Raw genomic sequence first — 21,124 nt, 5'->3', positions numbered from 1 at the left:
CGTTCGTCCTCGTGGTTAACGACGTTCAACGTCGGGGGAAGTCAGTATCAGGGCGTCGAGCACCCAGGCGCCTTCGCCGGGCGGGCCGACCCAGACGGGGTTGAACTCGGCTTCGCGCAGCTCGGGACGCCCCGACACGAATTCCGAGATGCGCAGCACCAGCTGCACGAAGGCTTCGGCGTCGATGGGCGGCAGATTGCGGAACGCGCCCAGATAGGCGCGGTGCTTCAGCCCGGCCAGCATGTCGCGCACGTCGGCGGCCTGGATCGGCAGCACCCGGTGCGCCACGTCCTTGAGCAGTTCGACGAATATGCCGCCCAGGCCGACGGTGACGACATGCCCGTACATGGGATCGGCGCGGACGGTGACCAGCATTTCGCGCCCGCCGTCATGGAACATTTTTTCCACCAGCACCCCGTCTATCGTGGCGTCCGGGCGGCGCGCGCCGACCTGCCGCACCAGCGCCTCGTAGGCTTCGGCAGCGTCGCCGGCCGAACCGACGCCCAAGCGCACGCCGCCCACTTCCGTCTTGTGCGGGATCTGCGCGCTGGCGATCTTGAGGACGACGGGAAAGCCGATGGCCTGCGCCGCCTCGGCCGCTTCGGCGGCCGAGCGGCTCAGCCTGCCCTGAGGCACTGGGATGCCGGCCTCGCGCAGCATCGCCTTGGCGGCGCTCTCGGTGCAGGCCACGGCTTGCGCCGCCGCGGGTTCCGCGCAAGCCGGCCCGCCCGGGGCGGCGTCCAGGCCGGACAGCAGGCCGCGCGGCATGACCTTGCGCAAGGCCGCCAGGGCCGTGGTCAAGGACAGGAAGGGAGCCAGCCCCTGGCTTTCCAGGCGCTCGAAGCCGGTGCCCAGGCGCCGGCTCATCCAGACCGGCAAGATGGGCTTGGCGGCGTCGGCGGCCGCATCGACGATGGCCCGCGCGATTCCATCGGTCAGCTCGGCATAGTCCGCCGGGATCGGGACGACCACGGCGCCCACCGCCGGGTCGTCGGCCACCGCGCGCAGGCAGGAAGCCAGGCCGTCGATGCTCTTGAGGGCTTCGGCGGTGACGTCCACCGGGTTGGAGATGGCCGCATAGTCGGGCAGGCTGGTCCGCAGATGCTCGGTGGTGGCCGGCGAGAACTGCGCCAGGCGCAGGCCCTGCAGCCCGATCTGGTCCGCGGCCATCGCGGCCGCGCCGCCCGAGAAGGTCACCACCGCCAGGTCTGCCGAGGCCGGGAGGCGGCCGCCGTCGGCCAGGCGCGCCAGGGCCACCAGCTCGTCCATGTCATGGGCTTCGATCGCGCCGAACTGCGCGAACATGGCGCTGTTGACGTCGGCCGCGCCGGTGATCGAGCCCGTATGCGACTGGGCCGCGCGCATGCCGTACTCCGACCGGCCGATCTTCAGGATCACCACCGGCTTGCCGCGCGAGCGCGCCAGTTCCAGCGCGGCGACCAGGCGGCGGCCGTCCTTTATTCCTTCGAGCAGAACGGCGATCACGCGCACGCCGGGGTCGTTGGCCATGTGGGCGATGAAGTCCGGCGCGCCCAGGTCGACCTCGTTGCCCGCCGACAGCCACATTGCCGCGCCGGCTCCGTACGACAGCCCCTGGACCACGTTGCGGCCCGCGCCGCCGCCCTGGGTGACGATGCCTATCGTGCCGACGTTCCTGTCGGACTTGAAGGCCGGCGAGATCGTCATGCCCATCCGATCGCGGAAGTTCGACAGGCCGGGACAGTTCGGGCCGTAGACCCGCAGCCCCGTCTGCCTGCACAGGTCCGCGATCTCCTGTTGCAGCGCCTGGCCCTCGGGCCCGGCTTCGGCGAAACCCGACGACATGACCACGGCGAATGGGATCCCGCGCGCGGCGCAGTCGCGCAAGGCGTCCATCACGTGGGCCGCTCTCAGAATGATCAAGGCCACGTCGATGTCCGCGTCCGGCAGGGCGGCGATCGACGGCCAGCAGCGGAAGGGGCCGTCGCCGCGCATGGGCGGATTGACCACGAAAAGTTCGCCCTCCAGGCGCGAATGCGCGGACAGGTTCTCCAGCAGGCGGGCGCCTTCGCTGTTCGGGCGCTGGGAGCCCAGTACCACAACCACATTGCGAGGCCGCACCAGTCTCGCCAGATCGGGAAATTCGCAGGTCGTTGAAGTCATTTGATTTCCGTGGTGTCGTAGGTATTTACGAAATTCTGAAAATCATTCTACACTAGGTCGTAGTGATGTACGAAATATCGTACGAATATCGTGCGCATAACCAAAGGAGACGCATCATGAGGCTATTGATGGCCGCCGTACTGGCATGGTCCTGCGCGGGCGGCATTGCCCCTGCGCAAGCGCAGCAGTCTCAAACCTATCCCGCCAAGCCGGTCACCCTGCTGGTCGGCTTCGCCGCCGGAGGAGGGACCGACCTGCTGGCGCGGCACTACGCCAAGCGCCTTGCGGAGAAGCTGGGCCAGTCTTTCGTGGTGGAGAACAAGACCGGCGCGGGCGGCGCCATCGCGGTACAGGCCACGGCCAACGCCCGGCCCGACGGCTACACGCTGATGTTAGGCACCACCGGCATAGCCGTCGACACCGCGCTGGGCAAGACGACTTATCAATGGGAACGCGATCTCGCGCCGATCGCCATGCTGGGATACGCCAGCAACGTGCTGGTGGTGGCGCAGCGCTCGCCGGTCCGTTCGGTGGCGGACCTGATCGCCGAGGCCAAGCGCAGGCACGTCACTTTCGGTTCGCCCGGCGTGACCTCGTCCATGCACATGACCGGCGAACTGTTCAAGCAGATGGCCGGCGTGCGGATGACGCACGTTCCCTACCGGGGCGCGCCGCCGGCCGAGCAGGCCTTGCTGGCGGGAGACGTCGACGTGCTGTTCGACAACATGGCGGGCGCAATGGCGTTCATCGAGGCGGGCAAGTTCCGGCCCATCGCGGTCAGCAGCGCCACGCGCAACGCCGACCTGCCCGAGGTGCCCACCATAAGCGAAGCCGGCCTCAAGGGTTTCGAAACCACGGGCACGTTCTTCCTGATGGCGCCGGCCGGCACGCCGCCCGAGGTCATCGCCAGGCTGGCGGCGGAGGTCGACGACATCACCAAGGAAGAAGCGACACAGGCCTTTCTGAAGCGTCTGCATATCGTGCCGCTGACCGGCGGCGCGCAAGCGGTTTCTGCATTCATGCAGGCCGAGGTGGCCAAGTGGAAGAAGGTGGTCACGGCCCCGGAATTCGAACAAGCCAAATAGGAGACCCACGTCATGGATTTCGCTCTGGACCCGACCCAAACGGCGCTGCAGGATTCGCTCAGGCGCTATCTCGAATCCGAGGTCGCGCCGCTGGTGGATGAGTACGAGGCGGCCAAGACGCCGGTGCCGCGCGCCGTCGTGGCCGCCATGCGCGACTATGGCCTGATCGGCGGCCTGCTGCCCGAGGAGGAGGGCGGCTTCGGCCTGTCGATGCTCACGTATGGCACGCTGGTCGCCGAGGTCGCCCGGGTGTGGCCGTCGCTGCGCGGCATGCTCAGCGTGAGCAACCTGGCGGCGTCGGTGCTGGCCGGCGCCGGCAGTCCGGCGCTGCGCGCCAAGTACCTGCCGCGCATCCTGGAAGGCCAGGCGATCTGCTGCTTCGCCTTGAGCGAACCCGGCATCGGGTCCGACGCGGCCAATGTGCAGACGCGCGCCGAACGCACCGCGTCCGGCGGCTGGCGCATCAACGGACGCAAGATCTACATCACCAACGGACCCATCTGCGACCTGGGCATCGTGTTCGTGCGCACGGTCTCGGACGACGGCGTGGCCGGCGTGTCGTGCCTGGCGTTCGAAAGTGCCATGCCGGGTTTCTCGTGCACGCCGCTGGGAAAGATGGGCATGCACTGCTGCCCGCTGGGCGAGCTGCTGTTCGAGGACGTCGAGGTCCCGGCCGAAAACCTGATCGGCGAACCCGGGCAGGCGTTCTCGATCGCGAAGAAGTACCTGAACATCGGCCGCTCGGTGGTGGCGTTCTCGGCGCTGGGCATCGCCGAATCCTCGCTCGAAGCGGCGGTGCGCTTCGCCCGCGACCGCGTGCAGTTCGGGCGGCCCATCGGTTCGTTCCAGCTGGTGCAGCAGATGGTGGCCGACATGATGACCATGGTCGAGACCTCGCGGCTGCTGGCGCACCGCTCGGCCGACGCGCTGGACCGCAACGCGCCCGACAACACCACCCTGTGCGCCATGGCCAAGCGCCATGCCAGCGACGCGGCGCTGCGCGTGGCCGAGACGGCGCTGCAGGTGCATGGCGGCGCCGGCTACACCTCGCTGTTTCCGGTCGAGCGCCACTACCGCGATGCGCGCCACCTGAGCATCGGGGAAGGCACCAACCAGATCATCGGCATGCTGATCGCGCAGAGCGCGCTCGGCCTTTCCGCACTTCGCTAGGCATTCCTGTCCGTCCGAGAAGATCATGCTCAAGAAACCCAGCCGACGCCATACTCTTCGCGCCGCGATGCGCGCCCTGCTTGCCGCGGGGCTGATCGCGGCCGCCCCAGCCCTGGCCGCGCAGGGCGCGTCCGACTATCCGGCCAGGACGGTGCGCCTGATCGTGCCGTTCGCGGCGGGCGGATTCTCGGATTCCTTGTCCCGCCTGATCGGCAATGCGCTGTCCGAGCAATGGGGCCAACCCGTCGTGGTGGAAAACCGCGCCGGCGCCAACGGCGTGATCGGCACCACGGCGGCGGCGCGCGCCCCGGCCGACGGCTATACCCTGCTGGTCACGCTGGACTCGCACGTCAGCAACAACTTCCTGGTGAAGTCGCTGCCCTACGACACGGTGCGGGACTTCGCGCCCGTCGTCTTCCTGGGCGCCGCGCCCATGGTGCTGCTGGCCAATCCCGGCTTCGAGGCCGACAGCGTGGCCGACGTGGTGCGCATCGCCAAAGCGCGGCCCAACTCGATCAACTACGGTTCGCTCGGCTCGGGCAGCCAGATCCACATGGCCGCGCGCATGCTGGAGACCGCCGCCGACATCCATATGACGCCGGTGCCGTACAAGGGCGGCGGCCCCGCCGTCACCGACCTGATGGCAGGGCATATCCAGCTGCTGTTCGCGTCCATCACCTCGTCGCTGCCCATCGTGCAGCAAAAGCGCGCCAAGGCGCTGGCGGTGGTCTTTCCCAAGCGGCTGGCGGCGCTGCCCGACGTGCCCACCATGGCCGAGCAGGGCTATCCCTCGGTGGAGAAGGTGGGCTTCTGGTTCGGCATCATGGCCCCGGCCGGGACGCCCGCGCCCATCATCGAAAAGCTGCGGACCAGCGTGCTGGACGCGGCGGCGCGTCCCGACGTGGCCGCGCGGCTGGCCGAAATGGGACTGCAAATCCAGCCGATGGGGCCTGCCGAATTCGGCGATTTCGTCAAATCCGAGCTGGCCCGCTGGGCCGAACTGGTGCGGCGCGAAAACATACAGCCGCAGTAGCCCGGCGGCGCGCAAGCAAAGGCCGCGGCGTCCGCAGGGGCGCCGCGGCCTTTGGCGTGGACGTCAATCGCGCGGTCCTGCGGCGTCGCGCCAGACGGCGCCCGACCCATGCTCGTCCAGGACCGCAAGGATTTCGCGCGTGTGCTGGCCGGCGCGCGGCACCGGCCCCGGTTCGGCGCGCGCCCCGTCGAAGCGCGGCGCGGGCGCGGCCTGCAGGAAGCCGTCGCGCTCGAAGTAGATGTCGCGCGCGCGGTTGTGCGGGTCGAGCGCGGCCTCGCCGGGTTCCAGCACCGGCACGACGCAGGCGTCGCTGCCCTCGAACACGGCCCACCATTCGGCGCGGCTGCGGCGCTCGAAAAGCGCCTGCAGGCGTTCCTTGCGGCGGGGCCATCGAGACCTGTCCCATTGATCGGCGAACTCCGGGTCGCCGGCCAGTTCCAGGCGTTCGAGCAGTAGCGCATAGAACTGGGGCTCGATGGCGCCGACCGTGATGAAGCCGCCGTCCGCGCAGCGATAGCTGGCGTAGAACGGCGCCGCGTTCGGCAGGCTCCGGCTGCGTTCGGCGGCGATGATGCCCTTGGCCCGGGCGGCCAGCAGCAATTGCTGGGAGTGGGCCGATCCGTCGACGATGGCCGCGTCCACCTCGCAGCCCTGGCCGCTGCGGCGGGCCTTGAGCACGCCGGCAAGTATGCCTATGGACAGGTACAGCGCGCCGCCGGCGATATCGCCCACCACCGAGAACGGCGTGACCGGCACGGCGTCGGCCGGCCCGGCGTTCCAGAGCGCGCCGGACAAGGCGATGTAGTTGGCGTCATGTCCGGCCATCTGCGCCATCGGCCCGCTCTGGCCCCAGCCCGTCATGCGGCCGTACACCAGGCGCGGGTTGCGCGCGCGGCACGCTTGCGGTCCCAGCCCGAGGCGTTCGGCCACGCCGGGGCGCATGGCCTCGATCAGCACGTCGGCGTGTTCGACCAGGCGCAGCAGCGTGTCGCGGCCCTCGTCGGTCTTGAGATCCAGCGCGATGGCGCGCTTGCCGCGCTGGATGCTGGTTTCGTATCCCAGGCTGCCGGCGCGGCCGTCGGGCCGCTGCACGGTGATCACGTCCGCGCCCAGGTCGGCCAGGTGCATGGCGCAGAACGGGCCGGGCCCGATTCCCGCGATCTCGATCACCCGCACGCCCTCCAGCACATTGCCGCGGACGGGTTCCTGCTTGTCTCGGTTCATATGCATACGGCCTCGTCAGTCCAGTGCGATGACGGCTTCGCCGACGATTTTCTCGGCGCCGTGCTGGTCTGCGCAACGCAGCGCCAGGCGCACGCGCCGTTCTCCGCCTTCCTCCATCTTCTCGACGACTTCGCCGGTGCAGGTCGGCTCGGCATATAGCTGCATGATGCCGGTAAAGCGCAAGGCCAGGCTGCGGATGCGCTGCTGCGGCACCCAGTCGGTCAGCATGCGGCCCACATAGGCCGCCGACAGCATGCCGTGCGCGAAGACATCGTCCACGCCGGCGCTGCGCGCATAGTCCAGGTCGATATGCATGGGGTGATGGTCGGCCGACGCGCCGGCGTACAGGGCCAGCGTCTTGCGCGAGATCGGCGGCAGTTTCAGGGTAGGCAGCCGGTCGCCGGCCGCCAGCTTGTCGAAGCTGGGAAGAGTCATGGTCGTTCCTTCAGGCGTTGCGTTGCACGACGATGGAGCGCAGGTCGGCGATGTGCCGGCCGTGCTGGTTGGTCACGCGCGTGTCCTTGACCAGGAAATCGAGCGCGCCGCCTTTCTTCTGGTAGACGTCGGCAATCGTCAGGTCGAACGTCAGGGTGTCGCCCGCGTAAGCCATGGCGTGGTAGGTGAAACGCTGCTCGCCGTGCAGGATGCGGCTTTCCTCCAACCGCGTCAGGCGGGCGGTGCCGATGGAGTCGAACGCGTCGATCTCCAGGCAGAACAGAAAGGTGGGCGGCACCGGCAGGGCGGGGTGTCCCGCCGCCCGCGCGGCGGCTTCGTCCAGATAGACGGGATCGGTCTCGCCGATCACTTTGGCGAAAAAGCGCAGGCGGCCGGGCTCGACGGCGATGCTGCGCGTGCCGAGGGATTGGCCGATCAGGTTCTTATCAAGCAAGGGAGTCTCCTTGGGTGGCGGACATGCCGGATGCTGCGGGAATCAACTGGCCCGGGCGCCAGTGCGTTCGATGATGGATTTCCACTTGACGCGTTCGGTCCGGATCATTTCCTCGAACTTTTCGCCGCCGACCGGCAGCGGCGCGCCGCCCATCTGGGTCAGCGCGTCGATCACCGCCGGGTCCTGGAGCGCGCGCGCCACTTCGGCCTGCCAGCGCTCGACGATGGGCTTGGGGGTGTTGGCGGGGAAAAACAGGCCTATCCATGACATCGACTGGGCCTTGGGGTAGCCGGCTTCGGCGATGGTCGGAACGTCGGGCAGCAGCGCCAGCCGGGCGGCGCCGGTGGTGGCCAGGGCGCGCAGCTTGCCGCTGCGGATATGCCCCAGCGTGGTCGCGGGATAGTCGAACGAGGCGTCGACCTGGCCGCCCAGCAGATCGTTGATCGCCGGCGGGCTGCCGCGATAGGGCACGTGCGTGAACTGCACGCCCGCCACCGTCTGGAACAGTTCCGCCGCCAGATGGGAGCCCGTGCCGTTGCCCGCATTGGCCACGGTAATGCGTCCCGGGTTGCGCGCCGCGTACTCCGCCATTTCCTTGACCGTGCGGTACGGACGATCGGCGTTGACCACCAGCACGTTGGGCAGCGCGATCACGGCGTGCACGGCCGTGAAGTCCTTCGCCGGATCGAAGCTGAGGGACTTGTAGAGGTACTGGTTGGTGGCCTGGGTTCCCTGCGTTCCCATCAGCAGGGTGTAGCCGTCGGGCTTGGCCTTGGCGACGTGCTCGGCGGCCGGATTGCCGCCCGCGCCCGGCCGGTTCTCGATCACCACAGGCTGGCCCAGGCGCTGCGCGACCTTGCTGCCGATCAGGCGGCTGACCTGGTCGGTGATGCCTCCCGCGGGGCCGGCCGAAACAATGGTCATCGCGCGAGCCGGATAGGTGTCGGCATGCGCGGGCGCGACGGCCGCCGTACACCCCAGCGCCAGCAGCAGCGCAACCCGTCCCAGACCCGTAGCCGACCGGCGGCCGCCATTCTGAATGTTCATGGGTGTCTCCTCCCAGGTCAAAAAATCTGTTGGAATTAACTACGGCATTTCGTATAGTACTACGACACAGCGTAATTTCCAGGATTTTTCCATGCCCAATCTGATACCTGCCACGGGCCGCACGCTTGCGGTTTTCGAGGTGTTCGCCAGGGAAAAGCGCGAACTGTCGAATTCGGACATGGCGCGGCTGCTGTCGCTCGCCGACAGCAGTTGCTCCGACCTGCTGTACACGCTGCATTCGCTGGGATACCTGATGCGCACGCCCAAGACGCGGCAGTTCTATCCCACCGGGCGCCTGTTCGAGATGGCGTGCCAGTTCAGGCAGAACGATCCGATGTCCGCGGTGGCGCAGGAAGCGGTGGAGCAGCTGGTGGAGCGCACCAACGAAACCGCGTTCTTCGGCGTCCATGAACGCCTGGCGGTGAAGGTCGCGGCGGCGCTGCCCAGCCGGCGTCCGCTGCGCTACATCCTGGATGTCGGCGACCGCGTCGCGGTGCATGCCTCGGCATTCGGCAAGGCCCTGCTGGGGCTGCTGCCGCCGCAGGAATTGCGCGCCGAGGTCGCGAGGCTGAACCTGAAGGCGGTGACGCCGCACACGATCACAGACCCAGGGAAGCTCATCGCCAATATCGAGGCCGGCCGCAGGCGCGGCTGGTACGACACGCGCAGCGAGGGCGCCGAAGGCGTGACCGCGCTGGCCGTCTCGGGCTGGCTGGGCGGACATGCCGTCTCGCTGTCGCTGGCCGGGCCGACCGAGCGTGTCGACAAACACCATGCCGAATATCTGCAGGCGCTGCGCGACGTACGCGGCGCAATACTGGACGGCCAGCCGGCTGCTCCGTTTTTCCCATCCAAGTAGGAGCAAACATGGACTTGAAACTGCAAGACCGCGTGGCGATCGTCACCGGATCGGCGCGCGGAATCGGCGCCGAAACCGCCCGCTTCCTGGCCCGCGAGGGCATGGCCGTGGTGATCAGCGACCTGGACGAAGGCGCCGCGGCGGCGATGGCGCGCTCCATCGAGGCCGAGGGCGGGCGCGCCATCGGCCTGCGCTGCGATGTGCGCGACCAGGCCCAGGTGCAGGCGATGGTGGCGGCCGGACGCGAAGCCTTCGGCCGCATCGACGTGCTGGTCAACAACGCCGGCCTGGTGAAAGACCGCACGCTGCTGAAGATGGACGAGGCCGACTGGGACCTGGTGATCGACGTCACGCTCAAGGGCGCCTTTCACTGCTGCCGGGCGGCGCTGCCGCATATGCACGAGAACGGCTGGGGCCGCATCATCAACATCGCCTCGCGCGCCTTGTTCGGCAACCCCGGGCAGACGAACTACTCCAGCGCCAAGGCCGGCATCGTCGGCTTCACGCGCGCCCTGTCGTTCGAGCAGGCCCGCAAGGGCGTCACGGTGAACGCCATCGCGCCCGGCTTCATCGAAACCGATTACATCAAGAGCCTGCCCAATTACGACACGATCCTCGAAAACGCCCAGGCCAAGAACCAGGTGCCGTTTCCGGGGCAGCCCGGCGACATCGCCGGCGCCGTCGCGTTCATGGCCTCGGAGCACGCGCGCTACATCACCGGCACCACGCTCTTCGTCACGGGAGGCCGCTATGGCTGACCTGGACGCCGACGGCCTGGGCGCCGAGCATGCCTTGTTGCGCGACAACATCCGCCGTTTCCTGAAAGACCGCGTCAATCCGCTCATCCTCCAGCACGAGACCGACAAGACCTTTCCCTTCGAGGTGCTGGGCGAGCTGCGCGACTTCGGCTATCTGGGCGGCTATCTGCCCGAGTCGTCCGGCGGGCTGGGGATCGACTACCTGACCTGGGCCGTGATGATGGAGGAGGCCGGCTACTGCTGGCTGTCGCTGCGCGCGCTGATCAACGGCCTGAACATCGTCGGCGGCATCATCGACGCCTACGGCACCGACGAGCAGAAAGACCGCTTCCTGCATCCCCTGATGCGCAACGAACGCCGCACGTTCGTCTCGATTTCCGAGCCGGACGTGGGATCGAACGTGGCGGAAGTCAAGACGCGCGCCGACAAGCGGGGCGACCGCTACGTGCTCAATGGCGGCAAGCTGTGGGTGACCAACGGCATGTTCGCCGATTTCGGCATCGTGGTGGCGCGCTGCTTCAGCGACACCTGCCAGGGCGGGCTGTCGCTATTCCTGGTGGAAAAGGCGCATACGCAGTTCGACGTGCGGCCGGTCGACACGATGTTCGTGCGCAGCACCGGAACCGCCGCCTTCACGTTCGAGGACGCCGAAGTGCCCGCGGCCAACCTTCTCGGCCAGGAAGGCCAGGGCCTGCGGCAGATCCTCATCGGCCTGAACTTCGGCCGACTGAACGTGGCCATGGGCGCGGTCGGGGCGGCGCAGTGCGCGCTCGACCTGTCCATCGACTATGCGCGCACCCGCAAGCAGTTCGGGCAGCCCATCGGCGCCTACCAGCTGGTGCAACGCCACATCGTCGAGATGACGATGAAGACCCAGGCGGCGCGCGCCCTGGGTTATCGCGCCGCGCGCGCCATGCAGGCCGGAAAGTCGGCGCGCATCGAAGGCTCGGTGGCCAAGCTCTACGCCACCGAGGCCGCCCATCAGGTGGCCAACCATGCTCTCCAGGTGCACGGCGGCATCGGTTATGCGACGGACTACCCGATCGAACGCATCTTTCGCGACACGCGCGGCGGCATGATCCCGGAAGGAACCACCGAAATCCAGACCCTCATCATCGGCCGCGAGATCCTGGGGATCTCGGCGCTTACCAATGGAGAACGCGCATGAATGAATCCGACGTCATCGAGAGGATCGCGCAGTCGGCGATCTACTGGGAGGACCTGCCCGTGGGAACCCGCTACCGCACCTCGTCGCGCACCGTCACCGAGGGCGACGTGGCGGCGTTCGCCGCGCTCACGGGCGATTTCAACCGCGTGCACGTCGACGCCGAATACGCCAAGAGCACCTTGTTCGGGCAGCGTATCGCGCACGGCATGCTGGTGGCCTCCTTCATGGCGGGGCTGACCTCGCGCTCGATTCCCAACCAGCTCATGGAGGGGGCGCTGTTCGGCGTGCTGGAGAACCGCATCAAGTTTCCCAAGCCCACGCTGATCGGCGACACGCTGCACGTCGAGATCGAAGTGGTCGAACAGAAAACCACCAGCCGCCCCGACCGCGGACTGATCGGCTTCCTGCGCAAGGGCATCAACCAGCGCGGCGAAGTGGTCTGCGAACTGGGCGCCACCTGTCTGCTCAAGCGCCGTACGCCGGCCCAGAACCCATGAACGCACCGAACATCCAATTCGCCGACCTCACGCGCCTGGTGCTGCCCGAATCCATCGTGCTGGTCGGCGCATCCGAGAAACCGGGCAGCATCGGCCAGCGCACGCTGGAGAACCTCACCGTGCATTCCGGCTGGCAGGGCCGGCTGGCCCTGGTGAATCCGGCCCGCCAGACCATTGCCGGCCGTGCCTGCGTGCCTTCGGTGGCCGATCTCGATTACGCGCCCGACGTGGCCATCCTGGCCGTGCGCGCCGATCTCGTCGTGGACACCCTGCGCCTATGCGGCGAGCGCGGCATCCGCTATGCCATCGTGTTCAGCTCGGGCTTCGGCGAGACGGGCGAGGCCGGGCGCGCGCTGGAAGTCCGGATGCGCGAGGTCGTGGCCGAGACCGGCTTGCGCATCTACGGACCCAACAGTCCCGGACTGACCAACGTCAACGGGCGGCTGGGCATGAGTTTTTCGCCGGCGTTCAAGACCGACCAGCGGCCCGGGCCCATCGGCGTGGCGTCGCAGGGCGGCGGGCTGGGACGCTCGTTCATCCAGGCCATGGACCGAGGGGTGGGCACGGGCCTGTGGTTCTCCGGCGGCAACGAGGTCGACCTGGAGGTCAGCGACTACATCCACTACATGGCCGACGCGCCCGACATCGAAGTCATCGTCAGCGTGCTCGAAGGCGTGCGCGACGGCCCGCGCTTCATGGCGGCGGCGCTGCACGCCGCGCGCCGCGGCAAGCCGGTGGTGGCGCTCAAGGTCGGCAAGTCCGACTACGGCATCAAGGCGACCCAGTCGCATACCGCGGCCATCTCCGGCTCCGCCGAAATCAACAGCGCCGTATTCAAGGAGGTCGGTGTGATCGAGGTCGACGACGTAGATCAGTTGATCGACACGGCGTCGATGCTGGCGCGCGGCAAGCCGACCGGGCGCGAGCGCATCGCGGTGTATTGCTTCTCCGGCGGAACCGCGGCGCTGGCTTCCGACCAGATCGGCCTGGGCGGGCTGGTGATGTCCGAGTTCGCGCCGCAGACGCGCCACGCCTTGAGCCAGCTGCTGCCGGACTACGCCGCGATCGACAACCCCGTGGACGTGACGGCCGAGGTCCTGGTCGATCCCTCGCTGACCTACACGGCGCTGAAGACCACGGCCGAAGATCCCAACACCGATATCGTGATGGTGCCGATTCCGGTGGAATACGGCCAGACCACCACGCTGCTGGGCGAGAGCATGGTGCGCGTGCAGCGCGACGTGAAGACGCCCATCGTGCCGATCTGGATGAGCGACCGCACCGGCGAGGGCCACCGGCACATGATCGAGGGCGGGCTGATGCCGATGCGTTCGGTGCGCAATGCGGTGCGGGCCATGCGCCGCTACATCGAGTACGGCCGCTGGAAGGCGCAGCGCGACCCGGACTGGGCCCCGCTGGGACGCAACCGGCAGCCCGCCAGCACCGCCACGCTGAGCGAGGTCGACGCCAAATTCCTGCTGCAGCGCGCCGGCGTGGCCGTTCCGGCGAGCCGCATGGCCGCCACGCCGGAAGACGCGGCCCGCGCGTTTCGGGAACTGGGCGGCGAGGCCGTGGCGATGAAGGTCGTCAGCGCGACCATCACGCACAAGTCGGACGTGGGCGGCGTGCAACTGGGCATACGCTCGGCCGAACAGGCGCGCGCCGCCCATGCGCAGATATGCGAGCAGGTCGGCCGGGCCTGCGGCCCCGGCCAGGTCGAAGGCGTGCTGGTCGAGGCCATGCTGACCGGGCCGTTTGTGGAGGTGGTGGTGGGGATACACCGAGATCCCGTATTCGGCCACGTCTGCATGTTCGGCCTGGGCGGCGTCAGCATCGAGCTGTTCAAGGACGTCAGCCGGCGGCTTTTGCCGCTCACGCCGCAGTCGGCCCGCGCCATGATCGCCGAGACGCGCTGCAGCGAACTGCTGGGCGGCTATCGCGGGCGTCCCGCCTGCGACGTCGACGCGCTGGTCGACACCCTGGTGAAGCTGAGCGACTTCGTGGTCGAGCACGCCCACCGGATCGAGGAACTGGAAATCAACCCGCTGGCCGTGCGTCCCCAAGGACAGGGCGTGATGGCGCTGGATGCGGTACTCAGCTTTCAAACAACGGAGAAGAGCACATGGTAAAGACGGACATCGGCTACACCACGATCGACTCGATCGTGGTGCGCGGACTGGATCTTTCGAAGGAAATCATCGGCAAGTTCGATTTCGTCGACATGATCTATCACACCACATTCGAGCGCCTACCCACGGCGCGCGAGAAAATCATGGTCAACGCCATCCTGGTGACCACGGCCGACCATGGCATCACGCCCAGTTCGCTGGCGGCGCGCCTGACCTACGCCGGCGCGCCCGAAGCCATGCAGGCGGCCGTGGCGGCCGGGCTGCTGGGCGCGGGCAGCGTGTTCCTGGGCACCATGCAGAACGCCGCCGAAATGCTTACCGAGGCGGCGCGCGAACTTGGTCCGGACGCCAGCGACGAGGCGGTGCGCGACGCGGCGCGCGAGCTGATACGCCGCTACAAGCAGGAACGACGCGCCCTCTACGGAGTGGGCCACCCCATTCACGTCAACGGCGACCCGCGCGTGGCGACGCTGCGCGAGCTGTCGCGCGCGCATGACTATTACGGCGTGCATTGGCGGCTGATGGACGCCGTCAGCCAGGTGCTGAGCGCGGAATCGAAGAAAAACCTGCCGGTCAATGCCGTAGGCGCGATCGCCTCCATCATCGCCGACATGGAACTGGACCCGATGGTCGCGCGCGGCCTGGCGCTGGTGGGCCGGTCGGCGGGCCTGCTGGCCCACCTGATGGAAGAGCGCAAGCAGCCGATCGGGCGCGCCGCCTGGGAACTGGTGCTGCAGGACGACCCGCGCAACCAGGTTCCCTGAGCGCGGGCCGGCGGGAACGGTAGATGCTGCACAGTGCGCACCGGCCGGCGCAGCGCGCCGGCGGCCATACCGGAGAACGCCATGCAAACAGACAACTCGCGCGCCAGCGAACATTTGATGGATTGGCTGAGAGACGCCCACGCAATGGAAGAGCAGGCCGAAACCATGCTGAACAGCATGGTTTCTCGAATCGAGAACTATCCGGATCTGCGCGAGCGGATACGCCAGCATATCGACGAGACCCGCGAACAGCAGCGCCTGGTGCGCGAGTGCATCGAGCGCCGCGGCGGCGACACCTCGACGGTCAAGGACCTCACCGGCAAGGCGATGGCCACGTTCCAGGGATTTTCAGGTGTTTTCGCCTCGGACGAAGTGGTCAAGGGCGCCCTGTTCGGTTTCGCCTTCGAAAACCTGGAAATCGCCGCCTATTCGCAACTGATCGAGGCGGCGAAATTCGTCGGCGATACCGAAACGGCGCATACCTGCACGCGCATACTGCAGGAAGAGCGGGCGATGGCCGAATGGCTGGAACAGAACAGCGCGCAGCTGGTGCGGCAGTTCCTGGCGCGTACCGACGCTCCTGATATGCAGGCCAAGCGCTGACGGGCTCGGCCGGGAGAATCTGCGATGAAATTCACCAAATCCACCGAAGCCAAGGCGCAAGGCGACGCCGTGGTCTTCGTCATGGAGCTGTCCGGCGTGCGTCGGCAGTTCGAAATATCGGGGGACGTGCTGCGCCGCCGTTTCGGCGCCCGGGACGACACCGCCACCGAGCTTCTGCGCGCCTTCGAACAGGGCGCGCAAGCGATACGCGAGGCAGCGCAGGAAGCGCGGTCGGTGCCGGCTGACGGGCCCATCATGCTGGGTGCCGGGGATTTTCAATAGCTGCGGCTCGAACCGGTAGCCCGCCGGACCCGCGCATGCAGGTCACGCCGGCACACGGGCGCCTGCTCCAGGGGCTACCTCAGTCGTCCAGCGCCGGCACGGTGCCGATCTGCGCCAGGATGCGCGGCGATTCCATGTCGCCGGTTTCCTTGTCCACCAGGACTTCATAGGCGGCCACGCCGGCGAATTTGGAGGCCATGGAGTTGGCGATCCGGATGGCGCCGAATTCGCTGCTGGCGGGGCGGATTTCTCCCGGCGCCACGCCGCCGGCGGCGGCGCGATAGGGAACGACGATGTATTGGACGAGATGAGCGGCTTCTGACACAGGACTCTCCTGGACGGCAGTTTTCGGGCGAGCGAAATGTATCACGAGATACTGGTTTTTTGTACAGTAATTTTTAGGCCGATACGTCCTGTTTTCAAGCGTGCCGTGGGAAAACCCTTAGCTGCAGGCGTTGTACTGTTCCATCGAACTGCCTAATATTTTCGAAAATCCTGTTCTTTTATAAAAGAGGCTAGGGATGGAAGCGAAACGCTACGACGCCTACCGCGAAAACGTGGCCGGGCGCGCCAATGTCGCCGACTCGCCCGAGCGGCTGGCCTATTACGCCGAACTGGCGCGTCTGGAGACGGGCGCGCTGTGGACGGTGGCCAACAAGATCGAACCCTGGGCGCCGCGCTCGGCCTCGGTGCCGGTGGTGTGGCGTTATCGCGATCTGCGCGGCCACGTGCTGCGTTCGGCCGAGCTAGTGTCGCCCGAAGAGGCGGGCCGGCGCGTGATCTACCTCAACAATCCGGGCCGCCGCGACGTGGCGGCGGCGGTGGGCTGGCTGTATTCCGGCCTGCAGGTGATGCAGCCGGGCGAACTGGCCTCGGCGCACGCGCATTCGCATTCGGCGCTGCGCTTCATCATGGAAGGCCGCGGCGCGTACACGGTGGTCGACGGCCACAAGATGACGCTGGGCGCCAACGATTTCGTGCTCACGCCCAACGGCACCTGGCACGAGCACGGCGTGGCCGAGGACGGCACCACCTGCATCTGGCAGGACGGCCTGGACATTCCGCTGGTCAACGCGCTGGAGGCGGGCTTCTACGCGGTGCATCCCGACCTGAACCAGGCCGTCACGCATCCGGTGGACGACACCAGCGGCGCCTGGGGCGGCGTGGCCCTGCGTCCGCAGGTGTCGGGCTGGACCAAGCCGTATTCGCCGCTGTTCAAGTACGAATGGGAGCCCACCTACGAGGCCTTGCGCCGCTACGCGCGCACGGCCGCCGGCAGCCCCTACGACGGCATCCTGCTGGAATACGTGAACCCGGCCACCGGCGGCCCGGTCATGCCCACCATCGGCGCCAGCATGCAGATGCTGCGGCCCGGCGAGCACACCAGGGCGCACCGCCATACCGGCAGCTTCATCTACCAGGTGGCCAAGGGCAGCGGCTTTTCGGTCATCGACGGCAAGCGCTACGACTGGACCGAGCGCGACATCTTCTGCGTGCCGTCCTGGGCCGTCCACGAGCACGCCAATCTTTCGTCCAACGACGACGCCTGCCTGTTCTGTTTCAACGACCTGCCCGTGATGAAGTCGCTGGCGCTGTACCGCGAGGAAGCGCTGAGCGACAACGACGGCAGGCAGAAGCTGGTCTAGGCACTTTCGATTTTCCCTTCCCGACTCTTGGAGCATTTATGCGCTTGGTAACGTTTCGCGCCCATCCCACCGCGGCCGCCCGGCTCGGCGCGCTGGCCGACGGCTATGTGGTGGACCTGGCCCTGCTGGGGCGGCATGCGGGCGTGGAGCTGCCCGCCGACATGCTGGAATTCATCGACCTGGGGCCGGCCGCCGTGGCGCAGGCTTCGAAGCTGCTGGAAGCGCATCGCCGCGCATGGCCGGTGGGCGCCGCGCTGCCGCAGGAAAACGTCAAGCTGCTGGCGCCGATTCCACGCCCGCGCAAGAACATCTTCGGCATCGGCCTGAACTACGTGGAGCACGTGGCCGAGTCCAGCCGCACGCTGGACACCTCGGCCGACCTGCCCAAGCAGCCGGTCATCTTTTCCAAGCCGCCCACCGCCGTCATCGGCCCGGGCGACGCGATCGAGCACAACGCCAGGATCACGCAGCAGCTGGACTGGGAAGTCGAGCTGGCCGTCATCATGGGCCGGCGCGCCTCGCGCGTGGCCGAGGCCGACGCCTTGTCCTACGTGTTCGGCTACAGCGTGATGCTGGACATGAGCGCGCGCGACTGCCGCCGCGCCGGCCAGTGGATCTACTCCAAGGGCCAGGACACCTACGCGCCGTTCGGCCCCTGCATCGTCACCGCCGACGAAATCCCGGACCCGCAGGTGCTGGACCTATGGCTGACGGTCAACGGCGAAAAGAAGCAGGGCTCCAATACCCGCCACATGCTGTTCAAGGTGCCGTTCCTGATTTCCGACATCAGCGCCGGCATCACGCTGGAACCGGGCGACATCATCGCCACCGGCACGCCGGAAGGCGTGGGCGCGGGCCGCAAGCCGCAGGAATGGCTGTGGCCGGGCGACGTGGTCGAGGCCTGCGTGGAAGGCATCGGCACGCTGCGCCATCCGGTGGTGGCGGTGTAGCGCCGCGCCGCCGCCGGGAGCCGATCTTGAAGCCGAGAATCAAAACCTTCCTCGAGGATGAGCCCGGGCCCGACGGAACCTTCGGCGTCGAGGAAATCACGCTGTCCGAGCAGGTCTATCGCCAATTGCGGCGCGACATCATGGCCGGGGCCTACGCGCCCGGCCAGTCGCTGCGGCTGGCCTTGCTCAGGCAGCGCTACGGCAGCAGCTTTTCGCCGATCCGCGAAGCGCTGAACCGGCTGCGCAGCGAGCGCATGGTGGTGGCGACCACCTCGCGCGGCTTTCGCGTCGCGCCGCTGTCGGTCGAGGAACTGTGGGACGCCTGCGAGACCCGCATCCTGATCGACTGCGACGCCTTGCGGCGCTCGCTGGCCCATGCCGGCGACGCCTGGGAGGCGCGCCTGGTGGGGGCATACCATGCGCTGACGCTGGCCGCGCGGCGCGCGGCCGAGCCGGCCATGCCCGATCCGGAGCGCGAGGACGCGCTCGAAGCCCGGCACCAGGAATTCCACCACGCGCTCATCGGCGCCTGCCGCTCGCCCTGGCTGCTGGACCTGTCGGCGCAGCTGTACGCGCAGACCGAGCGCTACCGTCGGCCGGCGCGCGCCGGCGTCACGGCCTACGGCCCGCAGCGCGACGTGGACCAGGAGCACCAGATGCTGCTGCAGGCCGCGCTCTCGCGCGACGCCGACCGGGCGGTCGCGGCGCTGGCCGGGCATTACCGCGAGACCGCGCGCTTCATCGAACAGGTGCTGACGCGGGCCGACAGGCAGGCGGCCAGCGCCTGATGGCGTAAGCTTGCCGTCCATGGCCGATCTCAAACTCCTGGAAGACCTGATCGCGCTGGCGCGCACCGGCAGCTTCGTGCGCGCCGCCGAACTGCGCCACGTGACCCATCCCGCCTTCGGCAGACGCATCCGCGCGCTGGAGGCCTGGGCCGGCGCGCCGCTGGTCGAGCGCCAGCGCCTGCCCGTGGTCCTGACCGCCGAAGGCGAGGCGCTGCTGAAAACGGCGGTCCAGGTGGTCGAGCAGATGGGGCAGGTGCGCCACCGCATCCGCAGCTCGGGCGCGGGCGGCGAGGCGGTGCTGCGCATCGCCACCGGCCGCAGCCTGGCCCGCACCCTGGTGGCCGACTGGATCGCGCGGCTGCGGCTGCGCGCGCCCAAGGTGCTGGCCGAAGGCGTCCAGGTGGAGCTGTCCACCGGCATGATGCAGGACATGGCGGCCCGGCTGGAGCAGGGCAGGGTCGACCTGCTGTGCTGCTACGAGCATCCGGCGCTGTCGGTGCAGCTCAGCCCCGGGCGCTACCGCTACATGACCCTGGGCACCGACAAGCTGGTGCCGGTGAGCCAGGCCGATACGCGCGGCCGCGCCCGCTACGCGCTGCAGGAAGGCGGGCAGGCCGCGCCGCTGATCACTTATGCCGGCGGCCTGGCGATGGAGCGCATCGTCGGCGACCGGCTGGAGACCACGCCTTATTCGCTGACGCCGTTCCTGCGCAGCGACTCGCTGGACGCCGCGCACGGCGCGGTCGCCAAGGGGCTGGGCGTGGCCTGGCTGCCCTGGTCCATGGTGGCGGCCGACTGCCGCCGCGGCGCGCTGGCGGCCCTGGGCGGGCGCAGCGACGAGATCGCTTTCGAGGTGCGGCTGTACCGGCCGCGCGCGCGGCTGACCGAGCTGGCCGAAGCGGTCTGGCAGGCCACCGCGAACCGCAAGGCCTGAGCCGACGCCGGGCGAGGCCATAGGCTGAATCGGCACGCCAATGTGCCGCCTTGGCACGGGCGCCACGCGCCGGGAGCCCGAGAATACCCTTTCATACCTAACGAGACGGCGCCGCCGTCCACGCCAGCACCCAGGGAGAAAACCATGAAATCCGTCCAGCATCCGCTGCGCGGCGCGCTTGCCGCGCTCTGTGCCGCCGCCGCCCTAGCCGTTGCCCCGTCTGCCCACGCCGAATACCCCGACCGCGCCATTTCGCTGGTGGTCGGTTATCCGGCCGGCGGCAGCGTGGACCTGACCGCGCGCCTGTTCGGCGAAGAACTGGCCAAGCGCCTGGGCCAGAGCGTGGTGATCGAGAACGTGGGCGGCGCCGGCGGCACCATCGGCGCGCAGCGCGTGGCGCGCGCCGCGCCCGACGGCTACACGCTGCTGCTGGGCTCGACCAATGAAATGGTGATCGCGCGCATGATCAACAGCGCGGTGAAGTACGACAGCGTGAAGGATTTTTCGGCGCTGGGCGTGATCGCCTCGCAGCCCATGCTGCTGGCCGCCAGCAAGAACGCCGGCGTCAAGACCGCGGCCGAGTACCTGCAAAAGCTGCGCGGCGCCGCGCCCGGCAGCTACAACTACGGCTCGTCGGGCGTGGGCACGACGCTGCACCTGGCCGGCGAGATGATCAACCAGTCCACCGGCACGCGCGCCGAGCACGTGCCTTACCGCGGCGTGGCGCCGCTGGTGACCGACCTGATGAGCGGCCAGCTGGACTACGGCATGCTGGTGCTGTCCTCGGGCCTGCCGCAGGTGCGCGGCGACAAGATCGTGGCGCTGGGCGTGACCGAGAAAAAGCGCTCGCCGGTGGCGCCGGACCTGCCGGCGCTGGCCGAGACGCCGGGCTTCGAATCGGTCGACATCAGCGTCTGGTTCGCGCTCTACGGCCCCGCTGGCCTGCCCGAGCCGGTGGCCGCCAAGCTGCGCGGCGCGCTGGCCGAGACGCTGAAGTCGGAACAGTTCCGCGCCAAGATGCAGGAAGCCGGCGGCCAGCTGGCGCAGCCCGGCCTGGACCCGGTGGCCTACCAGGCCGATGAAACCAGGAAGTACGGCGCGCTGGTCAAGGCCGCCAAGATCGAAGCCCAGTAACCAACCGGGCGCAGCACCGCAG

Annotated in this window: 22 protein-coding genes; 16 read left to right on the top strand and 6 right to left on the bottom strand. The window is 68.3% G+C overall.

All coding sequences use genetic code 11. The annotated features are described in order from the left end of the window. Positions 1 to 15 precede the first annotated feature (15 nt). A complete protein-coding gene (locus A6B37_RS13905) occupies positions 16 to 2,142 on the bottom strand; it encodes an acetate--CoA ligase family protein (protein ID WP_111826082.1) in 2,127 nt (708 codons plus the stop codon). A 116-nt stretch (positions 2,143 to 2,258) separates the two neighbouring features. On the opposite strand from A6B37_RS13905, the gene A6B37_RS13900 reads away from it, so the two are divergent. The 3 genes from A6B37_RS13900 to A6B37_RS13890 are packed head-to-tail and all read left to right on the top strand — an operon-like array spanning position 2,259 to position 5,430. Beyond that, positions 2,259 to 3,227, top strand: a complete 969-nt coding sequence (locus A6B37_RS13900) for a tripartite tricarboxylate transporter substrate binding protein (RefSeq protein WP_246842471.1) — start codon at positions 2,259 to 2,261, stop codon at positions 3,225 to 3,227. Positions 3,228 to 3,239: 12 nt separating this feature from the next. Next, positions 3,240 to 4,397 carry an acyl-CoA dehydrogenase family protein gene (locus A6B37_RS13895; protein ID WP_111826080.1) on the top strand — a complete coding sequence of 386 codons (1,158 nt, stop codon included), beginning with the start codon at positions 3,240 to 3,242 and terminating at the stop codon, positions 4,395 to 4,397. Between the two features lie 25 nt (positions 4,398 to 4,422). Next, positions 4,423 to 5,430: a tripartite tricarboxylate transporter substrate binding protein gene (locus tag A6B37_RS13890; RefSeq protein ID WP_111826079.1), complete on the top strand. Its 1,008-nt coding sequence runs from the start codon at positions 4,423 to 4,425 to the stop codon at positions 5,428 to 5,430. A gap of 63 nt (positions 5,431 to 5,493) precedes the next feature. Here A6B37_RS13890 and A6B37_RS13885 read toward each other — a convergent pair whose 3' ends face one another. The 4 genes from A6B37_RS13885 to A6B37_RS13870 are packed head-to-tail and all read right to left on the bottom strand — an operon-like array spanning position 5,494 to position 8,590. Beyond that, positions 5,494 to 6,660: a CaiB/BaiF CoA-transferase family protein gene (locus A6B37_RS13885; protein WP_246842470.1), complete on the bottom strand. Its 1,167-nt coding sequence runs from the start codon at positions 6,658 to 6,660 to the stop codon at positions 5,494 to 5,496. A gap of 9 nt (positions 6,661 to 6,669) precedes the next feature. Continuing rightward, positions 6,670 to 7,089, bottom strand: coding sequence for a MaoC family dehydratase (locus A6B37_RS13880; RefSeq protein ID WP_102773236.1), 420 nt, complete (start codon positions 7,087 to 7,089; stop codon positions 6,670 to 6,672). A 10-nt stretch (positions 7,090 to 7,099) separates the two neighbouring features. After that, positions 7,100 to 7,543, bottom strand: coding sequence for a MaoC family dehydratase N-terminal domain-containing protein (locus tag A6B37_RS13875; RefSeq protein WP_102773237.1), 444 nt, complete (start codon positions 7,541 to 7,543; stop codon positions 7,100 to 7,102). Between the two features lie 42 nt (positions 7,544 to 7,585). Next, complete coding sequence (locus A6B37_RS13870) at positions 7,586 to 8,590, bottom strand: tripartite tricarboxylate transporter substrate binding protein (protein WP_111826078.1); 1,005 nt, start codon at positions 8,588 to 8,590, stop codon at positions 7,586 to 7,588. Between the two features lie 91 nt (positions 8,591 to 8,681). Here A6B37_RS13870 and A6B37_RS13865 point away from each other — a divergent pair, with 91 nt between their 5' ends. The 8 genes from A6B37_RS13865 to A6B37_RS13830 all read left to right on the top strand — a co-directional run bounded on the left by A6B37_RS13865 (position 8,682) and on the right by A6B37_RS13830 (position 15,650). Next, positions 8,682 to 9,449: an IclR family transcriptional regulator gene (locus tag A6B37_RS13865; protein WP_111826077.1), complete on the top strand. Its 768-nt coding sequence runs from the start codon at positions 8,682 to 8,684 to the stop codon at positions 9,447 to 9,449. A gap of 8 nt (positions 9,450 to 9,457) precedes the next feature. Then, positions 9,458 to 10,207 (top strand): SDR family NAD(P)-dependent oxidoreductase, encoded by a 750-nt coding sequence (locus A6B37_RS13860; protein ID WP_111826076.1) that lies wholly within the window; start codon positions 9,458 to 9,460, stop codon positions 10,205 to 10,207. After that, on the top strand, positions 10,200 to 11,375 hold the full coding sequence (locus tag A6B37_RS13855) for an acyl-CoA dehydrogenase family protein (protein ID WP_102773240.1): 1,176 nt from the start codon (positions 10,200 to 10,202) through the stop codon (positions 11,373 to 11,375). Before A6B37_RS13860 ends, A6B37_RS13855 begins: the two co-directional genes overlap by 8 nt. Beyond that, positions 11,372 to 11,872: a MaoC/PaaZ C-terminal domain-containing protein gene (locus A6B37_RS13850; RefSeq protein ID WP_102773241.1), complete on the top strand. Its 501-nt coding sequence runs from the start codon at positions 11,372 to 11,374 to the stop codon at positions 11,870 to 11,872. Before A6B37_RS13855 ends, A6B37_RS13850 begins: the two co-directional genes overlap by 4 nt. After that, positions 11,869 to 14,001 (top strand): acetate--CoA ligase family protein, encoded by a 2,133-nt coding sequence (locus tag A6B37_RS13845; RefSeq protein WP_102773242.1) that lies wholly within the window; start codon positions 11,869 to 11,871, stop codon positions 13,999 to 14,001. The genes A6B37_RS13850 and A6B37_RS13845 overlap by 4 nt, the downstream gene beginning before the upstream one ends. After that, positions 13,995 to 14,765 (top strand): citryl-CoA lyase, encoded by a 771-nt coding sequence (locus A6B37_RS13840; RefSeq protein ID WP_111826075.1) that lies wholly within the window; start codon positions 13,995 to 13,997, stop codon positions 14,763 to 14,765. Before A6B37_RS13845 ends, A6B37_RS13840 begins: the two co-directional genes overlap by 7 nt. An 81-nt stretch (positions 14,766 to 14,846) precedes the next feature. Then, a complete protein-coding gene (locus tag A6B37_RS13835) occupies positions 14,847 to 15,368 on the top strand; it encodes a ferritin-like domain-containing protein (RefSeq protein WP_111826074.1) in 522 nt (173 codons plus the stop codon). A 24-nt stretch (positions 15,369 to 15,392) separates the two neighbouring features. Next, positions 15,393 to 15,650, top strand: coding sequence for a DUF1488 family protein (locus tag A6B37_RS13830; protein ID WP_111826073.1), 258 nt, complete (start codon positions 15,393 to 15,395; stop codon positions 15,648 to 15,650). 79 nt (positions 15,651 to 15,729) lie between these two features. On the opposite strand, the gene A6B37_RS13825 is transcribed toward A6B37_RS13830, so the two are convergent. Then, positions 15,730 to 15,975, bottom strand: coding sequence for a hypothetical protein (locus A6B37_RS13825; protein WP_111826072.1), 246 nt, complete (start codon positions 15,973 to 15,975; stop codon positions 15,730 to 15,732). A 196-nt stretch (positions 15,976 to 16,171) separates the two neighbouring features. Between A6B37_RS13825 and A6B37_RS13820 the strand changes: the two genes are divergently transcribed. The 5 genes from A6B37_RS13820 (at position 16,172) to A6B37_RS13800 (ending at position 21,102) form a co-directional block, all read left to right on the top strand. Beyond that, positions 16,172 to 17,296, top strand: a complete 1,125-nt coding sequence (locus A6B37_RS13820) for a cupin domain-containing protein (protein WP_111826071.1) — start codon at positions 16,172 to 16,174, stop codon at positions 17,294 to 17,296. A 38-nt stretch (positions 17,297 to 17,334) separates the two neighbouring features. Then, positions 17,335 to 18,246 carry a fumarylacetoacetate hydrolase family protein gene (locus A6B37_RS13815; protein WP_102773256.1) on the top strand — a complete coding sequence of 304 codons (912 nt, stop codon included), beginning with the start codon at positions 17,335 to 17,337 and terminating at the stop codon, positions 18,244 to 18,246. Between the two features lie 26 nt (positions 18,247 to 18,272). Beyond that, complete coding sequence (locus A6B37_RS13810; protein WP_111826070.1) at positions 18,273 to 19,034, top strand: FCD domain-containing protein; 762 nt, start codon at positions 18,273 to 18,275, stop codon at positions 19,032 to 19,034. 19 nt (positions 19,035 to 19,053) lie between these two features. Continuing rightward, positions 19,054 to 19,968, top strand: coding sequence for a LysR family transcriptional regulator (locus A6B37_RS13805; protein WP_102773258.1), 915 nt, complete (start codon positions 19,054 to 19,056; stop codon positions 19,966 to 19,968). Between the two features lie 144 nt (positions 19,969 to 20,112). Further along, positions 20,113 to 21,102, top strand: a complete 990-nt coding sequence (locus A6B37_RS13800; protein WP_102773259.1) for a tripartite tricarboxylate transporter substrate binding protein — start codon at positions 20,113 to 20,115, stop codon at positions 21,100 to 21,102. The last annotated feature ends 22 nt before the right edge of the window (positions 21,103 to 21,124 follow it).

This window comes from Achromobacter sp. HZ01 (assembly GCF_003267925.1).
GTDB lineage: Bacteria > Pseudomonadota > Gammaproteobacteria > Burkholderiales > Burkholderiaceae_B > Achromobacter > Achromobacter pulmonis_A.
The sequence above is the reverse complement of the archived record's forward strand: the minus strand, read 5'-3'. Positions and strand labels throughout refer to the sequence as shown.